20 protein-coding genes and 4 pseudogenes are annotated in these 22,695 nt (G+C 59.2%); 10 read left to right on the top strand and 14 right to left on the bottom strand.

The genetic code is table 11. The annotated features are described in order from the left end of the window. Nucleotides 1–45 precede the first annotated feature (45 nt). The 3 genes and pseudogenes from PWP93_RS15920 to PWP93_RS15910 all read left to right on the top strand — a co-directional run. Nucleotides 46–931, top strand: a pseudogene (locus tag PWP93_RS15920) (DNA-binding protein); the annotation flags it as partial. Nucleotides 932–1,148: 217 nt separating this feature from the next. After that, nucleotides 1,149–1,697, top strand: coding sequence for a hypothetical protein (locus PWP93_RS15915; RefSeq protein ID WP_421042782.1), 549 nt, complete (start codon nt 1,149–1,151; stop codon nt 1,695–1,697). Then, nucleotides 1,678–1,869, top strand: coding sequence for a hypothetical protein (locus tag PWP93_RS15910; RefSeq protein ID WP_421028812.1), 192 nt, complete (start codon nt 1,678–1,680; stop codon nt 1,867–1,869). The genes PWP93_RS15915 and PWP93_RS15910 overlap by 20 nt, the downstream gene beginning before the upstream one ends. A gap of 476 nt (nt 1,870–2,345) precedes the next feature. On the opposite strand, the gene PWP93_RS15905 is transcribed toward PWP93_RS15910, so the two are convergent. The 3 genes and pseudogenes from PWP93_RS15905 to PWP93_RS15895 form a co-directional block, all read right to left on the bottom strand. After that, nucleotides 2,346–2,714: a DUF3564 family protein gene (locus PWP93_RS15905; protein ID WP_421028813.1), complete on the bottom strand. Its 369-nt coding sequence runs from the start codon at nt 2,712–2,714 to the stop codon at nt 2,346–2,348. Between the two features lie 295 nt (nt 2,715–3,009). Further along, nucleotides 3,010–3,144, bottom strand: coding sequence for a hypothetical protein (locus tag PWP93_RS15900; protein ID WP_421028814.1), 135 nt, complete (start codon nt 3,142–3,144; stop codon nt 3,010–3,012). A 45-nt stretch (nt 3,145–3,189) separates the two neighbouring features. After that, nucleotides 3,190–3,371 (bottom strand): annotated as a pseudogene (locus PWP93_RS15895) (IS110 family transposase); the annotation flags it as partial. Nucleotides 3,372–3,521: 150 nt separating this feature from the next. On the opposite strand from PWP93_RS15895, the gene PWP93_RS15890 reads away from it, so the two are divergent. Next, nucleotides 3,522–3,947: a GNAT family N-acetyltransferase gene (locus PWP93_RS15890; protein ID WP_421028816.1), complete on the top strand. Its 426-nt coding sequence runs from the start codon at nt 3,522–3,524 to the stop codon at nt 3,945–3,947. Nucleotides 3,948–4,102: 155 nt separating this feature from the next. Beyond that, nucleotides 4,103–4,546 carry a hypothetical protein gene (locus tag PWP93_RS15885; protein WP_421028817.1) on the top strand — a complete coding sequence of 148 codons (444 nt, stop codon included), beginning with the start codon at nt 4,103–4,105 and terminating at the stop codon, nt 4,544–4,546. 854 nt (nt 4,547–5,400) lie between these two features. Here PWP93_RS15885 and PWP93_RS15880 read toward each other — a convergent pair. The 5 genes from PWP93_RS15880 to PWP93_RS15860 all read right to left on the bottom strand — a co-directional run bounded on the left by PWP93_RS15880 (nt 5,401) and on the right by PWP93_RS15860 (nt 10,118). Further along, entirely contained in the window at nt 5,401–5,868 is a 468-nt protein-coding gene (locus PWP93_RS15880) for an addiction module antidote protein (RefSeq protein ID WP_421028818.1), read from the bottom strand. 1 nt (nt 5,869) lies between these two features. After that, nucleotides 5,870–6,166 (bottom strand): type II toxin-antitoxin system RelE/ParE family toxin, encoded by a 297-nt coding sequence (locus PWP93_RS15875; protein ID WP_421028819.1) that lies wholly within the window; start codon nt 6,164–6,166, stop codon nt 5,870–5,872. 1,014 nt (nt 6,167–7,180) lie between these two features. Further along, complete coding sequence (trpS, locus tag PWP93_RS15870) at nt 7,181–8,206, bottom strand: tryptophan--tRNA ligase (protein WP_421028820.1); 1,026 nt, start codon at nt 8,204–8,206, stop codon at nt 7,181–7,183. A 394-nt stretch (nt 8,207–8,600) separates the two neighbouring features. Further along, nucleotides 8,601–9,482, bottom strand: a complete 882-nt coding sequence (locus tag PWP93_RS15865) for a PaaX family transcriptional regulator C-terminal domain-containing protein (protein ID WP_421028821.1) — start codon at nt 9,480–9,482, stop codon at nt 8,601–8,603. A gap of 327 nt (nt 9,483–9,809) precedes the next feature. Further along, nucleotides 9,810–10,118 carry a Dabb family protein gene (locus tag PWP93_RS15860; protein WP_421028822.1) on the bottom strand — a complete coding sequence of 103 codons (309 nt, stop codon included), beginning with the start codon at nt 10,116–10,118 and terminating at the stop codon, nt 9,810–9,812. A gap of 649 nt (nt 10,119–10,767) precedes the next feature. Between PWP93_RS15860 and PWP93_RS15855 the strand changes: the two genes are divergently transcribed. The 5 genes and pseudogenes from PWP93_RS15855 to PWP93_RS15835 all read left to right on the top strand — a co-directional run. Next, complete coding sequence (locus PWP93_RS15855; protein ID WP_421028823.1) at nt 10,768–11,283, top strand: flavin reductase family protein; 516 nt, start codon at nt 10,768–10,770, stop codon at nt 11,281–11,283. A gap of 95 nt (nt 11,284–11,378) precedes the next feature. Further along, nucleotides 11,379–12,425 (top strand): peptidase M29, encoded by a 1,047-nt coding sequence (locus tag PWP93_RS15850; protein ID WP_421028824.1) that lies wholly within the window; start codon nt 11,379–11,381, stop codon nt 12,423–12,425. A gap of 218 nt (nt 12,426–12,643) precedes the next feature. Then, on the top strand, nt 12,644–13,870 hold the full coding sequence (locus tag PWP93_RS15845) for an acyl-CoA dehydrogenase (RefSeq protein ID WP_421028825.1): 1,227 nt from the start codon (nt 12,644–12,646) through the stop codon (nt 13,868–13,870). A 3-nt stretch (nt 13,871–13,873) separates the two neighbouring features. Next, entirely contained in the window at nt 13,874–15,223 is a 1,350-nt protein-coding gene (locus tag PWP93_RS15840) for a carboxylesterase family protein (RefSeq protein WP_421028826.1), read from the top strand. 118 nt (nt 15,224–15,341) lie between these two features. Further along, nucleotides 15,342–15,575: pseudogene (locus tag PWP93_RS15835) on the top strand (transporter); the annotation flags it as partial. 293 nt (nt 15,576–15,868) lie between these two features. Here PWP93_RS15835 and PWP93_RS15830 read toward each other — a convergent pair. The 6 genes and pseudogenes from PWP93_RS15830 to PWP93_RS15805 all read right to left on the bottom strand — a co-directional run bounded on the left by PWP93_RS15830 (nt 15,869) and on the right by PWP93_RS15805 (nt 22,395). Further along, nucleotides 15,869–16,867, bottom strand: coding sequence for an AraC family transcriptional regulator (locus PWP93_RS15830; protein ID WP_421028827.1), 999 nt, complete (start codon nt 16,865–16,867; stop codon nt 15,869–15,871). A gap of 96 nt (nt 16,868–16,963) precedes the next feature. Continuing rightward, nucleotides 16,964–18,004: an anthranilate 1,2-dioxygenase electron transfer component AntC gene (gene antC / locus PWP93_RS15825; protein WP_421028828.1), complete on the bottom strand. Its 1,041-nt coding sequence runs from the start codon at nt 18,002–18,004 to the stop codon at nt 16,964–16,966. Between the two features lie 16 nt (nt 18,005–18,020). Beyond that, on the bottom strand, nt 18,021–18,512 hold the full coding sequence (gene antB, locus PWP93_RS15820) for an anthranilate 1,2-dioxygenase small subunit (RefSeq protein WP_421028829.1): 492 nt from the start codon (nt 18,510–18,512) through the stop codon (nt 18,021–18,023). Between the two features lie 3 nt (nt 18,513–18,515). After that, nucleotides 18,516–19,667: pseudogene (gene antA / locus PWP93_RS15815) on the bottom strand (anthranilate 1,2-dioxygenase large subunit); the annotation flags it as partial. A 360-nt stretch (nt 19,668–20,027) separates the two neighbouring features. Beyond that, nucleotides 20,028–20,987 (bottom strand): IS5 family transposase, encoded by a 960-nt coding sequence (locus PWP93_RS15810; protein ID WP_421026637.1) that lies wholly within the window; start codon nt 20,985–20,987, stop codon nt 20,028–20,030. 319 nt (nt 20,988–21,306) lie between these two features. Beyond that, nucleotides 21,307–22,395 carry a porin gene (locus tag PWP93_RS15805; RefSeq protein WP_421042781.1) on the bottom strand — a complete coding sequence of 363 codons (1,089 nt, stop codon included), beginning with the start codon at nt 22,393–22,395 and terminating at the stop codon, nt 21,307–21,309. Nucleotides 22,396–22,695 lie beyond the last annotated feature (300 nt).

Genomic DNA, 22,695 nt, shown 5'->3' with positions numbered 1-22,695 from the left:
TAATATTTATAAAAATTCACCCCGAAAATTTCCACGCACCATACCCTGTCCGCCGAAACGGTCCCCGCCGTCGCCCCCGACGTCGCCCTGGCCGCCGGGATCGAGCGCCTGAAGGTCGCGCATCCAAAGACGCGCGAGCTCTATCGCGAAGTCTGCGCGCTGCTGTTCTTCCGCTTCGGCATCACGCCGACGGCCAACCGCCTGTACCAGCTGGTGCGCCGCGGCAGCATGGGCACGCCCACCGAGGTGCTCGCCGAATTCTGGGTCGACCTGCGGGAAAAAAAGCCGCGTGCGCATCGAGCACGCCGACCTGCCCGAGGACCTGCGGGGCGCCCCCGGCGAGCGGGTGGCCGCCCTCTGGACACGTGCGAGCGGTGCCGCACAGGACGCCCTGGCGGCGCTGCGGGATGAAGCTGAAGCCGCCCGAGTCGCTGCCGAGGCGTCAGTCGCCGCCCTGCAGGCGGATCTGGCGCGCACCGGAACGGCGCTCGAGCATCGCACAGGCGCCCTGCTCGCCGCGCAGGTTCGCATCCAGGCACTCGAGCAGGCGCAGGCGGCCGCAGGGGCGACGCGCGAAGCGCTGGAAGGCGAGCTCGCGCGGCTGCAGCAGGAAGGCCGCGAACGGGATGCCGCCCTTGCGCAGGCCCGCACCGATTTCGCCGCCGAACTCGACAAACAGCGCAGCAGCACGGCGCTGGCCGAGACGCGCCTGCAGGCCGCGGAGAAGCGCGCGCTGCTGGAGATCGAGCGGGAACGCACTGCGAATACGCGTCTGCAGCGCGACATCGACAGCGCACAGCAACGCGCGGTTCGCGAAGGCGAGCGCGCGCAGGTCGAGATCCAGTCGCTGCAGGCGCAGCTGGGCGATCTGCGTCATCAGGCGGGCATGCTGGAAGGCCAGCTTGACGCGATGCGGGCGAGCCATGCGGCCCATCCCGGCGCAGATGCCGTCCCCGGTGGCTGCGCGACGGGCGGCACGCGCTGGACGAAGGCCAGCATGGCGGTGAAGCAGGCAGTACCGCCGATCGCGCGCAGACGCGCTGTCGTGGGCCTTTCAGCGCATCGCTGTTGCGCCGGCCGGCTGCCGCCCGCGTGTCGCGGATCTGGCGCTCCTATATACAATTGGCAGAAACCAGCCAGACCCGAGAATGATCGACTATGTGACCCCGGCGCTGATCGCGCGCCTTTTTCCGAACCCGCCGGACGACGCCATCGTCGTGACCGAACCGTTGCCGATTGATTCGACGATGGAGGCAGTCGGTATCGACTTCGCCGGCACGCGGTTTCTCGTATTCTTCGCCGACGTCATGGCGTATGCCGGCAACGACCCCGATTTCGTGCGCGAGACAGCCGTCGCGTGGAACAACGGCTTCATCCCGGCGCCCGGTTCGCGCATCGTCAAGTTCCTGCGCGCAGGGGCCGACCGGGACACGATGTTCGACCCGCGCGCGTGGCCGCTGCCGGAGCCCGACATGATCTGGCAGTTCATGGAAGTGCTGGCCGTGGCCGTCGAGGGCCATGCCCTCGCGTTTCCGGCCGTGCGCCAGTATTTCTACGCCCCGCAGAACGGCAAGCTTGACTCGCTCTATAATAGGATGTCGCGGCGGTTTGCCCGCGGCGAGTTCGGTGCGTCGTTCCGGTGTGTGACGCGCCCCGCCACTGACGAAGGAGGATTCTATGGCTTTGAACGCATCTAGCAGGCTGCGCCCGAAAGTGGTCGCCATGCAGAAGCGCGGCGTTGCCGTGGTCCTCGAACACACCGAGGCTGCGATCGCGAATGGTACGCTGCCGAAGCAGCCCGCCCGGCCGATCTACCGGGCCACGCTGAGGGTGCGCGCGCGTCGCACGGCCGAATCCGGGCAGGACTGATCCATACTGCCCCGGGCACGAGCAACGCCACCTGCGGGTGGCGTTTTTGTTGGCAGCGCGCGGCGACTGCCGACCGATGGCAACACCTTTCCCGAAGTCCAGTTGCGCACGCCGGGCACGGTCCAGGTAGTCCCAGACCGTTGCGCGCGAAGCGCCGAACATCATCGCGATCTCATGCTGGCAACCATTATCCATGCGTCAAATCAGGGAATTGCTGCGTCTGCCTTTCGCATGCGAAGGTAGCTGCAGCGCGTGCCATCTGTATTGGGCGGAGAACGGCCATGAACGATCCGTGATCACAGGCGCATGTCGGACATGCGGGCGTCGGCTTCACTCACTTTTCGGCCGCTCGCAGGCCGACGTTAGGTCGCGCAACGCCTGCCGTTTCGTTTGAATGGCCCCTTCTGGCCTCAACAGCTCAGGGCCGCCCTGAGCCTCCTGGCGCATTCTGTACCGCCGGCGGCCTGAGATTCGCCTTACACCTCGTCCTCTGCGAACACGCTGTGCTCGGCAGGCACTGCATCCTTGTCGATGCACTGTACATGCCAGTGTCCTGCGATGCGTGGCCCGTTTTCACAGTGCCAGAGTGCCTCGCCTGATTCTCCCTCAAACGGACCAGTTTGGCCTTCCAGTGCAAGACCTTCGAGGGTGAATAGAGGGCGCGCATCATGCTGACCGCAAACCAGCGCGCCTGGGCTTTCGACCCGCAGCATTCCCCATTCGGGGAGCTGGAGACCGGCATGACCTTCGCGGGACCACTTGCAGGTTTCGTTGTCGATCCAAAGAATCGCATAGGCATTCGGGTCAATGCGGTCGAACGTGTCGAGATGGAGCGTAATGCGCATGGAATTCTCCAATCGTTGTTCGTGGCTCCGTGATCCGCCACGGTCGTCGTCGTTTGCCATATTCACGATACGTGCAGATGCGGGCTTTTTGTATGCGTCAGGCTGTCGCCAATGCCCGTTTAATCCACCCCTCCGCACGGTCAGGTAACCATGCTGTACAGGGCGTGGTCAGCGATGACAATCTCCGGAAGGGCTGATCAGACGCCTGTGAAAGTGGCGATGCAGCGGGCAACTGTACCGACCCTACCTCCTTGCGGTGGCATGGCAGCTGACGACTCGGGAGGGTCGACCAGCATCATTCGATTCGCCCGAAACCGGCCGCGTGAGCCGCTGTAGCCAGCAGATCGCTGCGGTCGCCCCACCAGACGTAACCCCCTGGCGGTGAAACCGTCGCCCGCATGTCTTCAAGTTCAAGATTCTTTTTTTTCATGCCATCTTCCGACCACACGAGAAACACTAAGGATACGGCAGGTTTTCAGGGTGTCTGGCCGGTCGGGGTGATCTCGAATCCCAGCGCGGATGCGCGACGCCTGAGCGCGGCGATGCTGAGCTGGCGCTGCTGCTCTTCATAGCGCCGCTGTCCGTCGTACGAAAGCTTCAACACGCATTGGGCGTGAAGTACACCATGCGCGCGAACTTGTGCGATTGATGGGTGGAGAGATTCATATCGCATGCCGCCCTGGTCGCGGCAGCACTTTCTCGTTCGCACCAGACGTCCCGATATGGCCTTACGAAGAATCCCTGGGCGCATGAACGACCGCGGCGATATAGCATCGACACCAGTGTTTTGCTTGTCGAGATGGTGTGATGCGCCCCCGCTATGCAACGAAGAAAGACCTCCCCGAGGTCGAGGACCTGCTGCGTACCTGCGAATTGCCGGTCGAGGGCGTCCGCGAACACATCGATCGCTATCTGGTGTCCAGGGACAGTGGCGGCATCATTGGATGCGCTGGCCTGGAGCACTATGGCAAGGTCGGGTTACTTCGATGCATCGCCGTCGCACGACGCGCGCGGTTCGCGGGGCTCGGCGACTTCATCTTTTCTCTGCTCGTCGCCGATGCGCGCGAGTGCGGAATCGAGTCACTGGTCGTCGACTCCACAGGCGCCGAACGCTATTTCGAGAAGATCGGATTTACGGCAGCCGAGACATCGGAGTTACCGGACGATCTGCGCCGTTCACTGGAACGCACGTCACCTCGTGCAGCGCTCGACATCATGCAGGTTGCGCTGTAGTAGCCATCCTTGCGCATAGGCAGTCAGCACGCTCGAATGGTTTCCAGAAACGAAATGCAATATCCCCCGCACCCGCATCCGCATCGTTTCGCGAATACACGTGGTCGCGTGTCGCAAGGTAACGATATCGAGCCGGGTGCATTCCACGGTCTGCCATGAACAAGCGCCTTCTCGTCCCTCTGGTTTCCGCAGTCATAACGAGTGCCGGAATTTGCACAACGTCGGCGTTCGGGCGTACGCTCGACGAACAGTTCGCGTGCAAATCCAATCCACACGCGTTCATTGCCAACCTCATCAATGATCAGTCGATTGACCCCACCCCGATTCACGTCGAGGCGGACTCGGTCAATGCGTTTCGGCCCACGCATACGACGGAACTCACGGCTTACGGACTGCGAGTTCGCGCAGTGTTTGGATACCAGCCGGGTGACCCATTCTTCAAACCCGGAAGTGCCAAGACGTCCTCGGGTCCAGTCTACGGAGCGGTGGTATTCGGTTCGGCCGACTCTGTCGAAGCACTCGTGCGAAAAGCGGGCGGTCATGCAGAAATTCAACAGGTCATTCCGCTGATACTATCGGCAATTGTCTGCGAGGCCTGACGCGCTGTTCGCACAAAGATCGCAGGGCGACCTCGAATCAACTGGTTGCCCGCTTTTTAAAGTCGTCGAATTTGTCTGCGCGCGGCGCCAGGAGCGGATTGCTGGTTGGCGACGCCCGATCGGTTGTATCCAGATTTCTGGATGCCGCAAATGGCCGGACACCCGTGCTGGCAAGTGCCGACCAGTTTGTCTTGCCTGCCTCTGGGACCGTGGCCGCCACGGCCCTCCTCCCACGCTGGCCTGCACAAGATCTTCAACGACATCCATGCCACGGCACAGGACTCGTGGACGGGCGGCGCCGTCCCGTGTGCGACGGCCCCGGCAACGTGCTCCAGTGAATTGGCTCGAATCTGAGCTGATGGGCAGGACATGCAACGGGCCACCCGCGCCCGGTTCCCGCTGTGCGACCGACCCTTTGCGTCAATGGCATATGATTAGTATTCCTATAGAAATTGATCAATAGAATTATGTAAAATTACTAAACGAGCCACATTCACGGGAAGCGCTCAGTTCAGTCAGGAGCGGTCCCACAGCGAGACCGCAGGCGATTCGCCAAATGTCATCTTGTACTGCGCGAATCACTCTGGAAGTGAACACGATCCGAAGGCCTGCACCCAGCTCGCCGCTGATCCTGCGTCAGTCGGCGGATGCGCTTCGTAAAGCGACCGAACTCAGCCCGAGACATACCCGATCTCGCCTGCGATGCCAATCAAGGCACCCGGCAGAATGCCGCGCTTCAGCATCTCTTTGCGAGACGGAGCGCGATTGTTCTTATCCATTATTCGATGTCGCATAGGCGACGAAGCCTGCGAGGCCGGTGTCGGCGGATCGTTGGCTGCGAGTGGGATGGTGCTTCAGGCGTGCGCGTGGGCGCTGCTGGCCTTGGTGCGCCCTTTGGCGGTCTTGCGGGCCGTAGCATCGGCACGAGCCTTCGTCGCCGTGCTGACGCCACGTTTCGCGACCGTCGCAGCCTTCTTCTTCGCCGCGACAGGCTTCGCTGCAGCCTTTGCCTTGAGTTTCGCTTTCAGGTCTTCCTCGGGCTTCGTCAGCGTAAGGTGCAGGCCCATCGCCCCGATCACCTTCATGATCGTCGCGAACTCCGCATTCCCCTTGTTGGAGAGCGCCCGGTACAGCGCCTCACGCGCAATGCCCGACTCGCGCGCGAGCGCCGTCATGCCTCGCGCCTTGGCAACGTCCCCGAGCGCCGCCTGAATCTCGACCGGGTCGCCGCCCTCGAACGCTTGCGCAAGGTACAGCCGGTAGTCCGTTTCGTCCTTCAGGTACTTCGAAGCGTCGAACTCCATCAGCTCGCTTACTTTCATTTCAATCCTCCAGCTCTTCCGCGATGGCCTTCGCCCGCTTGATGTCTGCGGACTGCGTGGACTTGTCCCCACCGCACAAAATGATCACCAGGACGTCGCCACGCTGCGTGAAATAGACCCGATACCCCTTACCGACGTCGATCTTCATCTCCGAGATGCCGTCGCCGACCGCACGCCAGTATCCGAGGTTGCCTAACGCTGCACGCTTGAGCCGACCGGTGATCGCCGTCGCAGCCTGACGATCCCGTACGCGGGAAAGCCAGGCGTCGAATTCGGTGGTAATGATCAGCTTTGTCATGCGCGTCATTGTAACCTATGAGTCACAATGCATCAACGTGCGGCCCGTCTCGGCCGGCAGAGCAGCCGGGCTTTGCGGCAGGCAACTATGCGCGGTCGGGAATGGATCCTTCGCCGAACGTACCTTACGAGGTGATTTCGTCTTGTCCCACGGCTACAAGGTCACCCCGCACACGCAGCTGCTGGGATGACGGATGTTCATCTCATGGCATCGACGTCGACTTTTCCGTACGTATCGAGCCGGAGCCCCCACGCAGTCCGTGCGCGCCGCTGACGCTGGCGCAGCATGGAATACATAACTTGCTTCGTGGCCAGCATGCTCATTGAAATTCGCGCTGGCTGACGCGCTACAGGCTTCATATGGCCGGAACTCTAAACCCCGGCACTGCTTTATTTTAACAATATAGGATTACGAATTAACTTCGATAATTATATTTATGTTAAATTGCGCGGTCGAGCATCTCAGCCGCCCGAATACCGTTGTTGACGAGACCTTTGTACTCCCGAACCTGCGCGTCGCAGCAAATTCGAAACGAACATCCGAGCGGTGACGTAAATCTCGGAGGTTTAGATCAGGCCTGCCTTCTCTTTTGGGACACTGACATTCTGAAATGGGACATGAAACGTAAGCTCGGAGGACGCCCGGTCCAGAACCGTTGTCGGTTATCGTTGGCCGCGTTGGCTGGGGTACTTGTCCTTCTCAAGTATTTTCAGGCGGTGACGGCGCAGGAAGGCTGCTCGTAGCACGGCTGAGCGGCCTCATACGTTTTTGCAACTTGATGAATTTTCAACTAGTTGACACTGAAAGCGTTTTCTGGTGAAACCGCCAGAAAACGCACGAAAAGAACGTGTACCCCCATCTGGGCTGCCCGCTTCGCTAACTCGAGGTAAGCGCCCAGCGATCCCGTCTTGACGGGCGAGGGCAGGCCCACGTCGCGATCAAAGCCCTCTCGGGCAGTGGTGTATGGCACGTATTCATCGACGCAAGCAGAAAGCGCATTCGGCCGCCCAGTATCTACGGTCGCTTAGACGCGAAGTAAGTGAGGCCGAGTGCATTTTTCACCTCTGCCAGAGTTGTACCGGCGACTTCTCGTGCGCGAGTTGTACCGCGTCCGAGAATCGCGAGCACTTCCGCGCGGTCACGTGCGAACTCGTGACGGCGCTCCCGGATGGGCGCAAGCAGTGCCTGGAGCCGCTCGTTCAGCTTCTGCTTGACGATGCTGTCGCCAAGCCCGCCACGCCGGTAGTGGGCCTTGAGTTCATTGACCAGGGGGACATCAGGTTCGAACGCATCAAGGAAGGCAAAGACGACATTGCCTTCAATCCGGCCCGGGTCACTTACGCGCAGATGATTCGGGTCCGTGTACATGTTGGTCACCGCTTTTGTGATCTCATCCGGACTCGCGCTGAGCGCAATCGCATTGCCAAGCGACTTGCTCATTTTCGCTTTGCCGTCAATACCGGGCAATCGTGGGACGCTGGAGAGCACCGCATCGCATTCCACAAGCACAGATCGGTCAACGGAGTTGTTAAATCGACGTACCAGCTCGTTGGTCTGTTCGATCATCGGCAACTGATCATCACCGACCGGTACCCGTGTCGCCTTGAAGGCCGTGATGTCGGCTGCCTGGCTCACGGGATACGTCAGGAAGCCCGCCGGAATATCACGTTCGAATCCACGCAGGCGAATCTCCTCCTTGATGGTCGGATTTCTCTCAAGCCGCGCGACGGTTACCAGATTCAGTAGGTACTGTGACAATTCGGCCAGTTCCGGCACCTGCGACTGGATAAAGATGGTGGATCTCGCGGGGTCTATACCCACCGCCAGATAATCCAGTGCCACTTCGAGAACGTTGCTGCTGATCTTCTGATGGCGACCGACGTTATCGGTCAGCGCCTGCGTGTCGGCGAGCATCAGGAACTGCCGTGCCTCGTACTGAAGCTGCACGCGAGCATAGAGCGAACCGATGTAGTGGCCAAGGTGTAGCGGCCCGGTCGGGCGGTCGCCCGTGAGAATGATGTGCTGATTTGCGATTGTCATGGTCGGATGTTCCGTGGATATTGAGCCACCAGTCAGGATGCTGATACATAAATACTGCCCGGACTCCCGGACTGCGGCATCGCGTTTTAGAAATGGACGGGAAAGGGCCCGTCAGGTTCAGACGCTCCACCGGCAGTACAGATTTGGCGGAATCCGACCCGAGACCCGCACAATTTGATTTCGCAATCGGGTTTTGCTTTACCGCGTCGTGGTGGCGTCATGGAGAACACAGCGGCTGGGCGTCGCTGGTCGACGGCGCCCAACCGCGAACGATGCTTTGAGCTCTGTACGCGTCACGCGGACAAGCTTGTCCTCGTCCCTCGGACACAAAAGTTATGCTAGTCGGCCCGGAAACATGCTGCCGAACGGCCTTCTTCCGCGAATCAGTTCGGCATCAAGCGTACTCGCCAATGACCTGGGCGAAATACTGCGCCGACAATGGTTTGAGGACGCGATGCAAATCGGTGAAGACCTTGCGCGCCGCGATCCCGACCCAGTCTGCCGGCAATAGCTCGGGAGGGAGACCCGGATCCAGAAATGGGAGCCTGCGCCAATGCGTTACCATCGCAATATAGAGTTTGAATGCATCGCCCGCGGTTCCAGTACCATCGCGTAGCCAGGACTGCCACTTTATGGACTCAGGCCGATAGGAGTCTACAAATACCTGGTACTCTTCGCGTAACCCCTCCAGATCCCACCATTGCGCCACCTTTTCCTGGAGGTTGCCATGACCGCCAGGCTGACCAACGAATAGTTGAACATAGTTCCAAAGCTGGTGTTCCCGGATATATTCGGCAGCCTCGGCCTGCAAGTGTTCTGGACCGATGTACAATCCGGCGCCCACGGTCCCGAATCCCATCCGGGTGAGCCCAGCGCGGATCTTGTGCCGGTTCTGGCGTTCGCTTTCCGGCACCGAGAACGAAACCAGCAGCCAAGAATCACCGATTCCCATCGAGCGAGGTGAAAAAATCCGCTCGTCGCCTGCTTGCATATGTGGCTCAAGAAGCTCCGATAACGCATATTCGCTGCCCGCCCCGGCTTTCTTGCTGACAAGTACGCCCTTTGTTTTCAACCGGGAAATTGACGAGCGCACACTTGACGGTTCGGAGCCCAGTTCGGCCATAAGGCGGACGACCGCCGCAACGGGAATTGCCTTGCCCGCAGGTCGCGCATACAGTCCGAAAAACGTCAGAAGGTAGCGATGATGTGTAGGCTGTTCATGGCTCCAGTGTTCTCGTCCGGCAATTATTTCGTCAATAGCGACGGAAGCTTTCATCTCGTATCTCAATGCTAATGCAATAGTGCTATCTTAAACGCATCAAGCGCCTCGCTGGCCCACTCCCCCAGGCTCTACCACTGGCCGGCGATCCCAGCGTGCTCCCGAGAAGTCGAAAGCCGGTGCACTCAGCGGAAACCATTAGTCAGTGCTGCGCCCCATGGAAGGGGAAGTCCCTGATTACTTTACAGTCGCCATCTTACATGTCAGTCCGCAGCGGAAGGCTAAACTGCATACCGTAAGCTCTCAAACCTTCCGCGGAGCCACCCACAACGCCTCTTTGGTGCACATGGAGTTCTTGGGCCGGCTGCTGGGGTAAGCAAAATTTCAGAGTCGGCAATGCTGCTCCAAGTCGGTGTCGAGTACGGCAATCTCTTTGATGTAGTAGCCCAACTCCGCCATCATTTTGCTATGAGCGGCACTGGCCCGGTAGGCATCCAGCGCCTGCTTGCTCGAGAATACTGAAACGAGAGCATGCGAGTAACTGGCTGACGTGCGCGACTGGTTGTCAACAAAATCAAAGCGCTCAACGCCGTCGCAGTCGCGAGCCGTGTTCTGAAACCATTTTTCGAATTGCGTCCTGAGTGATGGACTTATCTCCTTGTTGAACGCCATCATAACAATGTGCAAATACACTATTCGATATCCTTAATAAAAAAGCTTCACATCAGGGCGGCAAACGATGTCGGGAATCGCGCACATCGGAATACATCGACGAACAAATTTCGAGGTCCGTGACGTATCTGAACGCAAGTGCTCGATGGCCTGTGGTTCGGAGGCTCCGCTACTATCGTCCGGGAGACGCTATCTCGTTGGATTGTTCGGCGCCAACCATATAGCGTTACGAAAGCTACAGGGAAGGCCCCGACCATCGCTCGATCGGCCCACTTCCCACGCAGTCTCATGCGTTGCACGACCGTCTTTTCCAGCTCCGTGGGATATCGCATCTCGCCCCTGCCTTTGCCCTCACGTCGCCGCTCCCCCGCAAGGCGGGTTTGTGGGGCAACCATCTCGGCGACTCGAGAAGCCTCACTAGACGACGACTATACCACTTTATATACGATAGCAGCATAGTTGCAATATTGAATAAGGGCCGCATCATCAAAAATCAGCCAAGTATCCCCACCTAGCACGCTGTTTAGCGGAGATCATGTAGGTATTTTCCCTATACATATTGCAAATTCTAGACGATCGTAACAAACTAGGCATCCTTGAGGCGGCGCCAGTTGCGGGTACAACGCAGGGCCGTTCATCGAAGTACGCACAAATACACGGAGTGATCGTAATGAACAAACCTGTCGGCCTGGAATCGAAGGTGGTACGTGAAGCCTTCAGCCACTTTCCCTCTGGAGTCGCCGCCATCGCTGCGGAACACAACGGAAAGCCGCACGTCGTTGTCGCTTCCAGTTTTTCGGTAGGGGTTTCGCTTGAGCCTCCCCTTGCCGCCTTCTTCGTTCAAAAGACCTCCTCAACGTGGAGCGTTCTATCGAAAGCCCCCCGTTTGGGCGTCTCAATTCTCGGAGTCGAACATGCTGCCATCTGCAGGCAACTGGCTTCTCACGACAAAGCCACCAGGTTTCAGAACGTCCAAACCGAAGCGACAAGCGAAGGCGCACTCCACATTCTCGGTGCTCCTCTTTGGTTCGATTGCAGCGTCTTTGACGTCCATCCCGCAGGTGACCATTACGCCATTCAGTTGCTGATCCATGACCTGAGTCTGAGGAAAGAAGCAGCCCCTTTGATTTTTCACAGCTCCAGATTCACGCAACTCGCCACCGCCACGCAGCCAGCATGCGCATAAGGTGACGAGAAAGCAGAAAAATTGACGGATCAAATGCAGAGCGTTGCGCCAGATGACGACGCCGGGTATTCAACACTTAAACTGGAGAATTGAGCATGCTTGTTGAGCGTATTGAAGGCAAGTGGATTGCCGATTTCGTCGAGGTATTTGGACTGTGTCAGGTTAAGCCGGGAGAGGTGGCGGCCGTTTTGTCAGAATCGCAGTCGCGTTCGGTATTGGCCGATTTGGCCGAGCTTGCGCTGATTCAGATGGGGGCGAAAGTCTTTCACGTACGCCTGGTTACGCCGCGTTTGCAGGGGACGGTCCCGCTGCGCTCCACGGGCACCTCACTGGCAATCGAGGGGTTGGAACCAGTGATCCAGGCACTTTCCTCAAGCCAGTTCATCGTTGACTGCACAGTGGAAGGGTTGCTGCACTCGGTGGAGCGGGCTGCATTGCTCGCCAACGGCGCCCGGATCATGATGATCAGCGACGAACACCCCGAGATTCTGGAGCGGGTGAAGCCCAGCCCGATGGTTCACGAGAAATGTCAGCTGGGCGCACGCCTAATCACCGAGGCCAGGGCCATGCGCGTTACCTCGGCCGCTGGCACAGATCTGACCGTCGATCTCGCGGGGGTCCAGGGGCGTGGCAGCGCGGGGATTGCTGACCGGCCAGGCAGCTTCGGTTACTGGCCGGCTGGGCTGTGCATCTGCTACCCGAGCAACGGTAGCGTCAACGGCACGCTTGTGCTTGACCGTGGCGATGTCAATCTGACCTTCAAGCGCTACCTGGAAACACCCGTCACGCTGCGCATCGAGAACGACTTCGTGACTGCCATTGAAGGGAAAGGGCTCGATGCGGAATTAATACGCTCTTATTACACCAACTGGACGGAGCGTGATGCCTATGCCGTCAGTCACGTAGGATGGGGCATGGCTCCTGCGGCCCGTTGGGATTCTTTAGTAATGTATGACAAGCGGGACACCAACGGGACTGAACTGCGCGCCTTTGCTGGCAACTTCCTGTTCTCTACCGGAGCTAACCCCGCTGCCGGTCGATTCACCTCTTGCCATTTCGACTTCCCGATGCGCAACTGCACCGTCAGTCTCGACGGAAATGACGTCGTGCATCAGGGCGTTTTGCGGGGCGACCTGGCATAGAAAGTAGATTTCATTTCGGGCGCTCAACTATTGCAGGAATCTCCTGCGTCGCATTTGTCAGCACCACCCAGACTCAAGGAGTTAGGTGATGTTTCAACATCACCGCGTCATTCAGTCCGGCGATGTCAAATATAATCATTAGTAAGTCAATGTAATTTAAAAGCCGGAGTCCGGTTTTTCCTGATTCGTGGTTGCAATTCAATATTATAAGGATCACTATGTCTTCCGCTATCTCAATGGTCGACCGCGTCACCGTTTCTGGCCCGCCCTCGAGCGAGGAAACCGCCAGACTCGTCGCCCGCATTCACGAGATTGGCCCCGTGCTGCGCGAGCAGGCGGCCATCGCCGACCGCAATCGTATGCTCCCGCAGGAATCGGTCGATGCGCTTGACACTACCGGTGTCTGGCGCATCTCAACCCTGAAGCGCTACGGAGGTTACGAGGGAGGCGCTTCGATGTTGCTGGAAGCGGCTAAGGCGGTAAGCTACTACGATCCCGCTGCGGCATGGTGCGTTGTGATCTCCAACGGTTCCGTCATGCTTGCCAACCGGTTTGACGATGAAATGCTCGACGAGGTCTTTGCGAATGGCCCGATCAAGGCCGCGTCGATTTTCGCCCAACCTCAGGGTACGGCCACACCGGATGGCGACGGGTGGCGGATCACTGGAAAGTGGCCCTTCGCCTCCAACAGCAATTATTCGGACTGGGCACTTGGCATCCTCTTCATCAAGGAGAATGAAAAAGCCGAATCTCAGCAGGTGGGCTTCGTTTTGATGCGCCGAGAAGAATTCGAAATCCAGGATACGTGGTTCACCATCGGCATGCGCGGCTCCGGTTCTAATACGATGGTTGCCGAAAACTTGTGGGTTCCGAAGAACCGGGTCATCACTTTCGAACAACTGATGGGCAATGTTCCCGAACAGGATCCTCACGCAACTTTCGGGCGCCGACTCACACCGCATCTGACGATGTCCACAACCATTCAGTCGTCGTCACTGGGGGCTGCGTATGCGGCGCTGGACTATACGACAAACCTCTCGGGCAAACGTGGCATAACCTATACGCACTACAGGAAGCAGGTGGATTCAGGCGCGTTTGTGCAGAATCTTGGTGCGGCCAGCATCAAGATTGACGCAGCACGCTTGTTGCTCGAGCGCGCCGCAGCGGAGATCGATACTGCAGCCTCGGGCAGCGTCCCCATGCCGCTCGAACGACGCGCGCGTCACCGTGCCGGCATCGGGCATGCTGGACACGAACTGGTGGATGCGGTCAATGACTTGTGCTGGCTGCACGGCACCGCAGCTTTCGCCGAAAACAGTTTGCTTGGCCGCATGTGGCGCGACATCAATACGGGAACCCGTCACGCTTCCATCACGGCGCCCATGGGGTACGAACTACATGGCAACGGCATGACTGGGACTGACTATATTTCCACGAAGCTCTAAGCCATGGGACCACGCGACATTCCGGGCGCACCGTCCGAGCAGCTGCTTGTTGATGGCATGCAAGTGCATGCCTGGCATGGACTGCGATACGCGGTAGCCGACTCAAGGTTCGCACCGCCTCGCCCCGCGACGGGAAGAATGATGGCATCGCGGCAGCACGAGGTGCCGATTTTTCCTCAACTGCCCGGCAAGCTATCCGCCGCAATGGGCCATGGGCGCGCCAACACGCAATCCGAGGATGCGTTCTTTTTGAACATCTGGGCGCCACCGGATGGACAAGGGCTGCCCGTCGTCCTCTTCATTCATGGTGGAGCATGGATGACGGGCGGTGGCGCCATGGCGTGGTACGACGGATCACAGCTTGCCGCGCAGGGACTCGTCGTGGTCAACGTCAATTATCGCCTGGGCCCTTTCGGGCACCTCGGCGCGCCGGATGCTCATGCACTGCCCATTCCTGCCGCCGATCTTCTGCTGGCCCTGCAGTGGGTTCTTGGTAACGTCCATGCATTTGGGGGAGATCCCGGAAGGGTCACGCTGATGGGCCAATCGGCCGGCGGCTGGTATGCGCATCTGCTTTCTGTCCTCCCGCAAACGAGGGGGGGGATCCATCGCGTGGCGCTGTTGAGCATGGGCACCCGCACGCCTTGGCTCGCCGAGCGGCAAATCGAAGTGACTCGCAGAGCCAGCCTGCTGGTCGACGGAGACCTGCAAGGCGCACCAGTCGAGAAGCTTCTCGAGGCGGGCATGTCTGCGCTGGTCAGGGAACCGCCAGGGCTGGGCCATGCGTCATCGGCATTTCTTCCAGTCGCCAGTGCCGGCATGCCGGAGAAGATGCTCGATCCGGCATGGGCTGCGCGGGCATGCCATGCCGAGGCAGTGTACATCCGCTGCACGGCAGATGAATCGGCCGCTTTCTTCTTCAACGTGCCTGAGCAGCGCAATGCAACCCAGGCACAAGTGGATGAGGCGCTATCCCAATGGTTACCCGCTGATTTGCCACCCGAGCTCCAAAATAACGGTGCATTCTGTGGCGCATCGTCCGGGCTGTCACCCTATCGGCAACTGGTCGCGGCGTCGTCCTGGCGGCAGTTCCAGCGTTTTCCTGCAGAGTACGCCAGAGCGCTGAAACAACTAGGAAAAAACGTCCAGTTTTCCTCCTTCGAGACCGAGAGCATGCTGGAAGGCTTGCACAGCGGCCACTGTTTCGATCTGCCGTTTCAATTCGGCAATCTGGACGCCTGGGCTGACGCCCCCATGCTTGCGGGATTTAGCGTCGACCGCTTCGATGCTATTTCGCGACCGCTAATTTCAGATATCGCCACGTTTGCTTGTGCTCGCTGCCCTGTGTCTTGAACCTGAAGACCGAGCCGACTCCGAGACCAACGTCGGTGTTCCGATATGCAGGTCTCCTCACACGAGACGGCTTGATCCGAGGGATCGGTGTTAAGCAAGCGCACCGCCTTTGTTTGCCGGGATAAGGACCAGACTCAACGGCTACCGGTTGCACCAGATCACCGACATGAATGTGAATGGCCAGAATGTGTCCGGGCAGCGTGAAGCGGCATGGGTTATAGGAGGGCCGGGGGCAATGTATAGCCTCTCCCAGCAGGACCACCTGATGTTCAATGCCTATTTCGAGGCGGATGCGCGCAACCGGCCCGAGGGAACGCCCTTGGCGCCGCGCTACGTGCATCACTTCCAGTGACACGCGTATCAAGAGATTGCGCCATACCGGGGGCTGGAGTCGAGTCTGCGGATATGGCGCAAGCGGATGCTCATGGAGGTATTCATCAGTTCACCATGCGGTGAACCTCCCCACGCAGCTCAGTGCCATGATGCGCTGATCGTTCGAGGAATCCTGTTCGCAAGTCCTGAGTCCACCTGCACGCCGAGCCGGCGTGCATAGCTTGCCTCAATAAGCGGCACATGTCGTCTCTATGCTCATAGCGTGCCCCCCGCCCGTCCATACTGACTTCGTGCGACTCCTCGTCGAACGATCTAACGTCTCGCCGCACGCCTGAGTGTTTGCGATGGCGTTTCGCCAAAGAGCTGCTTGTAGTCGCTGGAAAAGCGGCCGAGATGCGAGAAGCCCCAGTTCATCGCGATGGAAGAAACATTGCGATCCGAGCAATCCGAAACAATTTCGCGCCGCACCGCTTCGAGCCGGTGCCTCTTCAGATAGGCCATGGGTGCATGCCCGAAATGCTGCCTGAAGCCTTCGAACAACTTGTAGCGCGACACGCCGGCCGCACGCTCGATGTCTTCGAGCGCGATACTTTCACGGGCGTTGTCGTGGATAAACTGTTTCGCGCGCAACAAATAGTGCGGGCACGCTGGACGCATCGCCTCGGCAAGCGCCTGCGAATAGTTGTGCGGCTGGGAGAGCAACAGCCCTTTGATCAGCGCCTGCTCGAGATCTCCCACCATCTGCTGATGATTGAGCAACGGGCCGACCTGCCCCATCTCGGCCAGCAGAAACTTGACCATGCGCCACCACGCGGCCTGATTGCCATCGGCAGCGTTCATTTGCGGCTCGAACGTCAAGGCGGCGTCGAGCGGTCGTTGCAGAAGTCCTTCCAGCACCTGGCGCGCGGCCGGGCTCGGAATCGAAACGATGATCTTGCGGCAATTGCCCATGATCGCAAGGTCCTGCCGCTCGTGCGGCGACAGGACGAGGCCGCTGTCCTGGTCCGACAGCCACAGGCGACCGCGCGCGGCGAGCTCCTGCTGCCCGGTGAGCGGCAGACTCACGCTATAGCAGTTGAGCGGCGCGTCGTTGTGCACGGAGACGGTGACGTCGGTGCCGTATTCGACATAGCCCAACGTGCTCGCCATGGAGCGCATCACTGTTCCCGAATGATGGAACTGCAGTGCCTTCGGGCTGCGCACCTGCAGCGCGTGCGGTCCGCATATCGACGCCATCCAGTCGCGCGCGCCTTCGAGGTCGTGACGCAGCGCGTCGATACCTCGACTATCGTTGACGGCGGGGGTTGGCATGGCGTGTCACTGAGAGATAAACAATTACTCAATGGTAAACCACGCCACGCACGGACAAAATACCGCAACACCCCAAATGCATGCTGCGCCGCAGCCTCACGCGGCTGGCTGCGCGCCGTTGCTGTCCCCAAATTTCTCGTAGTAGAGACGGTGGCCGTCGAGGCGTTCGCTAGCGAGCCACGTTTTGATTGCCTCGACCATCTGCGGCGGTCCGCACAGGTACATGTCGAACAGGCTCGCCTCGAGCGTCGCGCGGTCGAAATGCTCGGGAATGAGCCCCGTCTTGCCCTGCCATGCTTCGGAGGGATTCATCACCACGATATCGCTCGCGAAGTTCGCGATGCGCGCCTCGTAAGACTTCAATCGATCGAGCTCGCACAGATCGCGCGCGTTCGTGACGCCATAGTAAAGGTGAATTTTCTGGCCGCAGCCGCCCTTGTGCGCGAGATCGTCGAGCATGCCCAGGAATGCGGACAGGCCGGTGCCACCCGCGACCATCACCAGGGGCCGCTCTACTTCCCGCAGATAGAACGTGCCGAGTGGCGCCTCGAACTCGATCGTCTGGCCCGGCGCGCAATGCTCGCGCATGTAGTTGCTCATCGCGCCATCGGGCAACAGACGAATCAGAAATTGCAGCTGATTGTCATCCTTGGGCCGGTTGGCGAACGAATATGAACGCCACACATCGGCGCCTGGCACCTTTACGCGGGCATACTGCCCGGGCAGAAAATCGAGCCGTCCCGGATGCGTACTCGCGTCCAGATGCAGGATGGCCGTCGTTTCGGATACCTGCTTCACGGCCGTGACCTGGCCAGTGAGCAACGTGGTGCCGCCCGCGCTGCACAGGCTCGAATCGAAGTCGAAGTAAAACGACGCATCGGATTGCACGCGCGTCTGGCAGGACAGGATTTTGCGCGCGGCGACATCGGCGGCGGAGAGCGTTTCTTCGTCGACATAGTCCTGCGTAAAGCTGCCCGACTCGCAACGTCCCTGGCAGGTCCCACACACGCCCTCGCGACAATCGAGCGGAATGCTCACGCCATTGCGCAGCGCGGCGTCGAGCAGGAGTTCGCCGGAGCGGACGTCAAAAAATACCGTCTTGCCGTCGGCAAAACTGAATGCAACCTTGTGGCTCATTTCGTGGCGCTCCCGCTTACAGATGGTAGAAGTCGAGCACGGCGTTGATCGTGTCGTTCAGCAGGAGCACATGCTTGCGTGCGATCTTCCAGGTGTCGCCGGCTGGACGCAGCTGATAGGTGACGCGTCCGAAGAAGTGTTCGGCCACGCCGTGCCGCGCGTAGAACGTCACCCAGTTGGCCTTCACCTCCAGTTCGCCGTGTTCGCGCTCTGCTATGCGCACATTGGTGATCTGGTGCAGCGTGCGCGGCAGCGGCGTCGAAGCCGCCGACTTGCCCGTACGCAGGCGGAACACACGATCTTCCAGTCCCGTGCGGTTCGCGTAGTAGATGAGCGACATGCCGCGCTTCGGGTCGGTCGTGTACACGTGCTCGGAGTCCCATTGGGGCACGTGCAATTCGCTGTTTTCGTCGAAGAGATCGAGATACTCGTCCCAGCTTTGCGCGTCGCAAAGCTCGGCCTTGCGATAGAGAAACTGCTCGACCGATTGCTGCAAGGTGACCGGCATGATTCACCCCTCCTTCGTGATGTTCGACTGCTGTGCGAGACCGTTCGCGAGGAAGGTCTGCCACGCACCGTGCTGGTTGACGTAAAGCCCCTCGTGGGTCAGCTCCGTGCCGCACAGCACGGGGTCGATCCCGAGCAGGCGCGTATTCGCCGTCTCGCCCGCCACCCATTTGTGATGACCGCGCGAGATATCGCTCCAGCGTTCGAGGCGTGCCTGGAAGCCGCGCTGCTGTTCGCGGAACTCCACGAGATCGTCCGGCGTGCCCATTCCCGATACATTGAAGAAGTCTTCGAATTGCCGAATGCGGCTCTCGCGGTCCTGGTCCGATTCGCCCTTCACGCCGATGCACTGGCTGATGACCTCCGTCTTGTTCCAGGCGACCGGACGCACGATGCGCAACTGGGAGCTGATCTGGTCCATGAAAAAGAGGCTCGGATAGACGTTCAGGTTGCGCAGGCGGTGCATCATCCACTCGGCTTTCTTCTGGCCGTATGCCTCGACGAGACGCGGCATGACGCTCGCATAGCCGGGACGCACGCTGGGGTTCGGCATGTCACTGAACAGGACGCTATGGCCATTCCTGAACGCAAACCAGCCATCGTCGGTCTCCGCGTCGCCCGCACCTAGCTTGCTGTAGTCGAGCGTGCCGTTCGCCGCGCCGCCGTTCTGCGCGTTCGCTTCTTGCCGGCGCTGCACTGTGGCGACGTAGTTGTAGTGCACGGTGCTCACGTGATAGCCGTCGAGGCCATTCTCGTTCTGCAGCTTCCAGTTACCTTCGTAGGTGTAGGCGGACTTGCCGGGCAGCACTTCGAGCTCGCCCGTGGGCGACTGCGCGACCATCATGTCGAGGAAGATGCGCGCGTCGCCGAGACAGTCCTCGAGCGTGTCAGTCGCCTCGACATCGAGGCTGATGAACACGAAGCCCTTGTAGCTTGCAATGCGGGCCTTCTTGAGGCCGCGCGTGGACTTGTCGAAGTCGTCGCAGTACTCGCCGGGCGCCTTGACCTTCACGAGACGTCCGTCGCTCTTGTAGCACCACGCATGGAACGGACAGGTGAAAGTCGACTGATTGCCCTTGCCCATGCGCGTGAGGGTCGCGCCGCGATGCTGGCAGGCGTTGATCATCGCGTTGAGCTCGCCGTTGCCGTCGCGCGTCCGGAAGTGACGCCCATTCCCTCGTATATCGGGTTTATGCCCGTCAGGAACCAGGTGTGCAGCGTACTATGCCTTCAGCTTCAATCTCGCCTCGCTTCGCTAACAGAAAACGATCGCCAAGAAGGCTCAGATCCATCTCACGTACCGCGAACGCGCGACCTACATCACACAGCCTCATGAAGCTCGCGCAACTCAGCGGCTACTGCCCGCGAGCTAGCGATCCCCGCCTGGCAGCAAAGGCATCTGGCAAGGAATGCATCAATTGATCAACCCCGAGCTTGGTTATTGGCTCCGACCGTTCAGAGGGGCGTTGTTGCGTAAATCAGGCGTAGAGACGACATGATCTGTGTGCTCTCAATCTCAGGCGATACGGACGGACTGCGGGCGAGCGAGGGCTACCATGCGATTGAGTACACCCGCACGGATTGATACCTCGGTGGCTTGCGAGCCCGTCGCGCGCGCCCACAGACAGGAGCCCGTGAGTACCTTGAGCCGGTACATCAAGGTCTCGGCGAGCGATCGCCGGTGGTAGCCGCTCGCCTGCTTCCATTCGCGCCTGCTGCTTCCTTCGATAGCGGCAATAGCTGCATTGCGCCAGGTGGCGCCGGGCGTGCGGTCTGGCCACGGCTTCGCTCCCTCGCGCGGCGGAATCGACGGGCTGGCGCCACGCGCGGCGATCTGCGCGTGACAAGGCTTGGTGTCGTAAGCGCCATCGCCTGCGATGGTATCGATCATTACATCAGCCGGAATCTGGTCGAGCAGATCGGGCAACACTTCGCCATCGCCTTCGTCCTGATGGGTCATCAGCGCGGCGCAGATCTGGCCTGTGTTCGCATCCATCGCGAGGTGCACCTTGCGCCAGGTGCGACGCTTGGACCAGCCATGCTTGCGCACCTTCCACTCGCCTTCGCCGTAAACCTTCAGCCCGGTGCTGTCGATCACGAGGTGCATGGGCTCATGGGGACGTTGCGCCGGCAGCGCGACCTTGAGGGTCTGGGCGCGACGGCTCAAGGTCGTGTAGTTGGGTACCGGCAAGCTCGGAAAGGCGAGCTTGCGCAAGCTCTGGGCGAAGCCTTGCAGTGCGCGCAGCGGCAGATGAAAGACTTGCTTGAGACTGAGCAGCATCTGGATCGCTGCATCGCTGTAGACACGCGGTCGGCCGTGCCTGGTCGGGCCAGCCTCGGGTACCTGCGTCAGTACGCCTTCATCAATCCACATGGTTACATCGCCTCTTGCGATCAAGCCCGCGTTGTAATCCCGCCAGTTCCTGACGCGGTACACCCCTTTGGGTTCGCTGGCCTTGCGTTCGTCCTTGCGCATCTTCTCGGGGAAAAAATCGAGAATCTACGCAGCTCGATGCGAAGTTAACATCCTGGTCAACCCGAGCGTTGCACGTAAACGTCAGTCCACCTGGAAGCGCCCCAATTTCTGCAACAACGCCGTTCAGAGGCCGAGAAAATCGCTGCGCTCATCTGCGCGTCGCAGCGATCCAAGCGATCTTCCGATTCTCACGGATCGTCACGCCTTGCCGGCCTAAGCAGAGCCGGCAAGGGGCAACGCACACTGAATTCACTTTGGCGCCTTAGTTATTTACCCTCCCGCAGTGCGTCTTAGTTCGTCTATTCATCATTTACATCGCTCAAAACCGCTGCTGCAATCCCGCCATTACACCGACTTGGTTCGTGCCACGACTAACTGCTCCTCCTGCGGCAACTGGATTCGCGGCACGCGCACTATTGAATACGTAACCAATTGATGTGTAGACAGTGGTTCGTTTTGATAAGAGATAGTTAATACGGCCAACGAGCAACGTTGAGTTCGCATCCGCGTCGGCACCTTCACCGCGTTGCAGGTAACGCACTCCCTGAGCGTCGAAAATCAGGAATGGCGTAACTGAATACGTTCCACCTGCAAAGAAAATATCAGATTGAAGATGACTAGCGCCTGCCGTATTTCTTCTGACCCACCCAACACCAATTTTGGCGGAACCAAGTTTGAGATAGCCGTCAACAATATTGTGTGTATCCGTGTAGCTCGGATTATTCAACGGTGCCGACGCACCAATGCCTCCGCGGGACACGTCAAACGACGCAGCAACTCCGAATCGGGTCGAATCGTATGCGATCATTGCCGTGTATTGCCTGCACGCGACCATGTCACCAGGAACTTGGCCAGCACAATTGGTGGCCGAGGGGCCGGCAGGCCCCGCAGCATCACGGCCAAAGCTGTACGTGCCGCCGAGCGTCAGTCCTCGGAATGTTCCCATATAACCAATGGCGTTGTCACTTCGGGCGTTCGGGATATAAGGATCAAAATTACCCAACGAATGAATAGACGGTCCTATCACGTCAGCATTGTTCAAGGCATACATGGTCATATTCAACTGGCGGCCAAACGTGAGTGACCCAAACGTACTACTCACGCCAACATTCGCCTGGCGACCAAAAAAACGTCCGCCGTAGTTCAACGCGCCGGTAGCCGGCTGGAAACCATTTTCCAGCACGAAGAAGGTCTTGTAGCCCCCGCCCAGATCTTCGGTTCCCCTCATGCCCCAGCGCGATGGAAGTTCACCCGTTATGGTCGGCATTCCAACCGACGAGCCCCCCGACAAAGCGTTGTTGTAATAAGACACGCCTGTGTCAATAATGCCATACAGCGTTGTGCTGCTCTGTGCGAACACTGACCCCGTAACCGCGAAAAGAAGTGTCGCGCTCATTTTCTTTAACATCGCCTCTCTCCAAACGATAAATAACTTATTTTTCTAGATTGATTTTAAAAACCATCCTATAACAACGATTCAGACTTCCGCGAAATACCCCGCTCGATCGCCTTCCAAGCAAGAAAGCATTACCTGGATCGTTCCTTCACTACATAGCAGAACGAGTTTCCCACATACACATTTCTTGCATGGAATTCGACGTTGCAGATCCAACTCCATCACCACCTCCGTATCGATTCGTCATCCGAAGTAGTTTCTTCGAAATAATCTGATTGACTCAGATGATTTCAGGGGGCGCGGACGAATTTA

The sequence above is a fragment of the Paraburkholderia sp. A1RI-2L genome (assembly GCF_048957375.1).
Lineage (GTDB): Bacteria > Pseudomonadota > Gammaproteobacteria > Burkholderiales > Burkholderiaceae > Paraburkholderia.
This window is presented reverse-complemented; position numbering and strand designations above follow the sequence as displayed.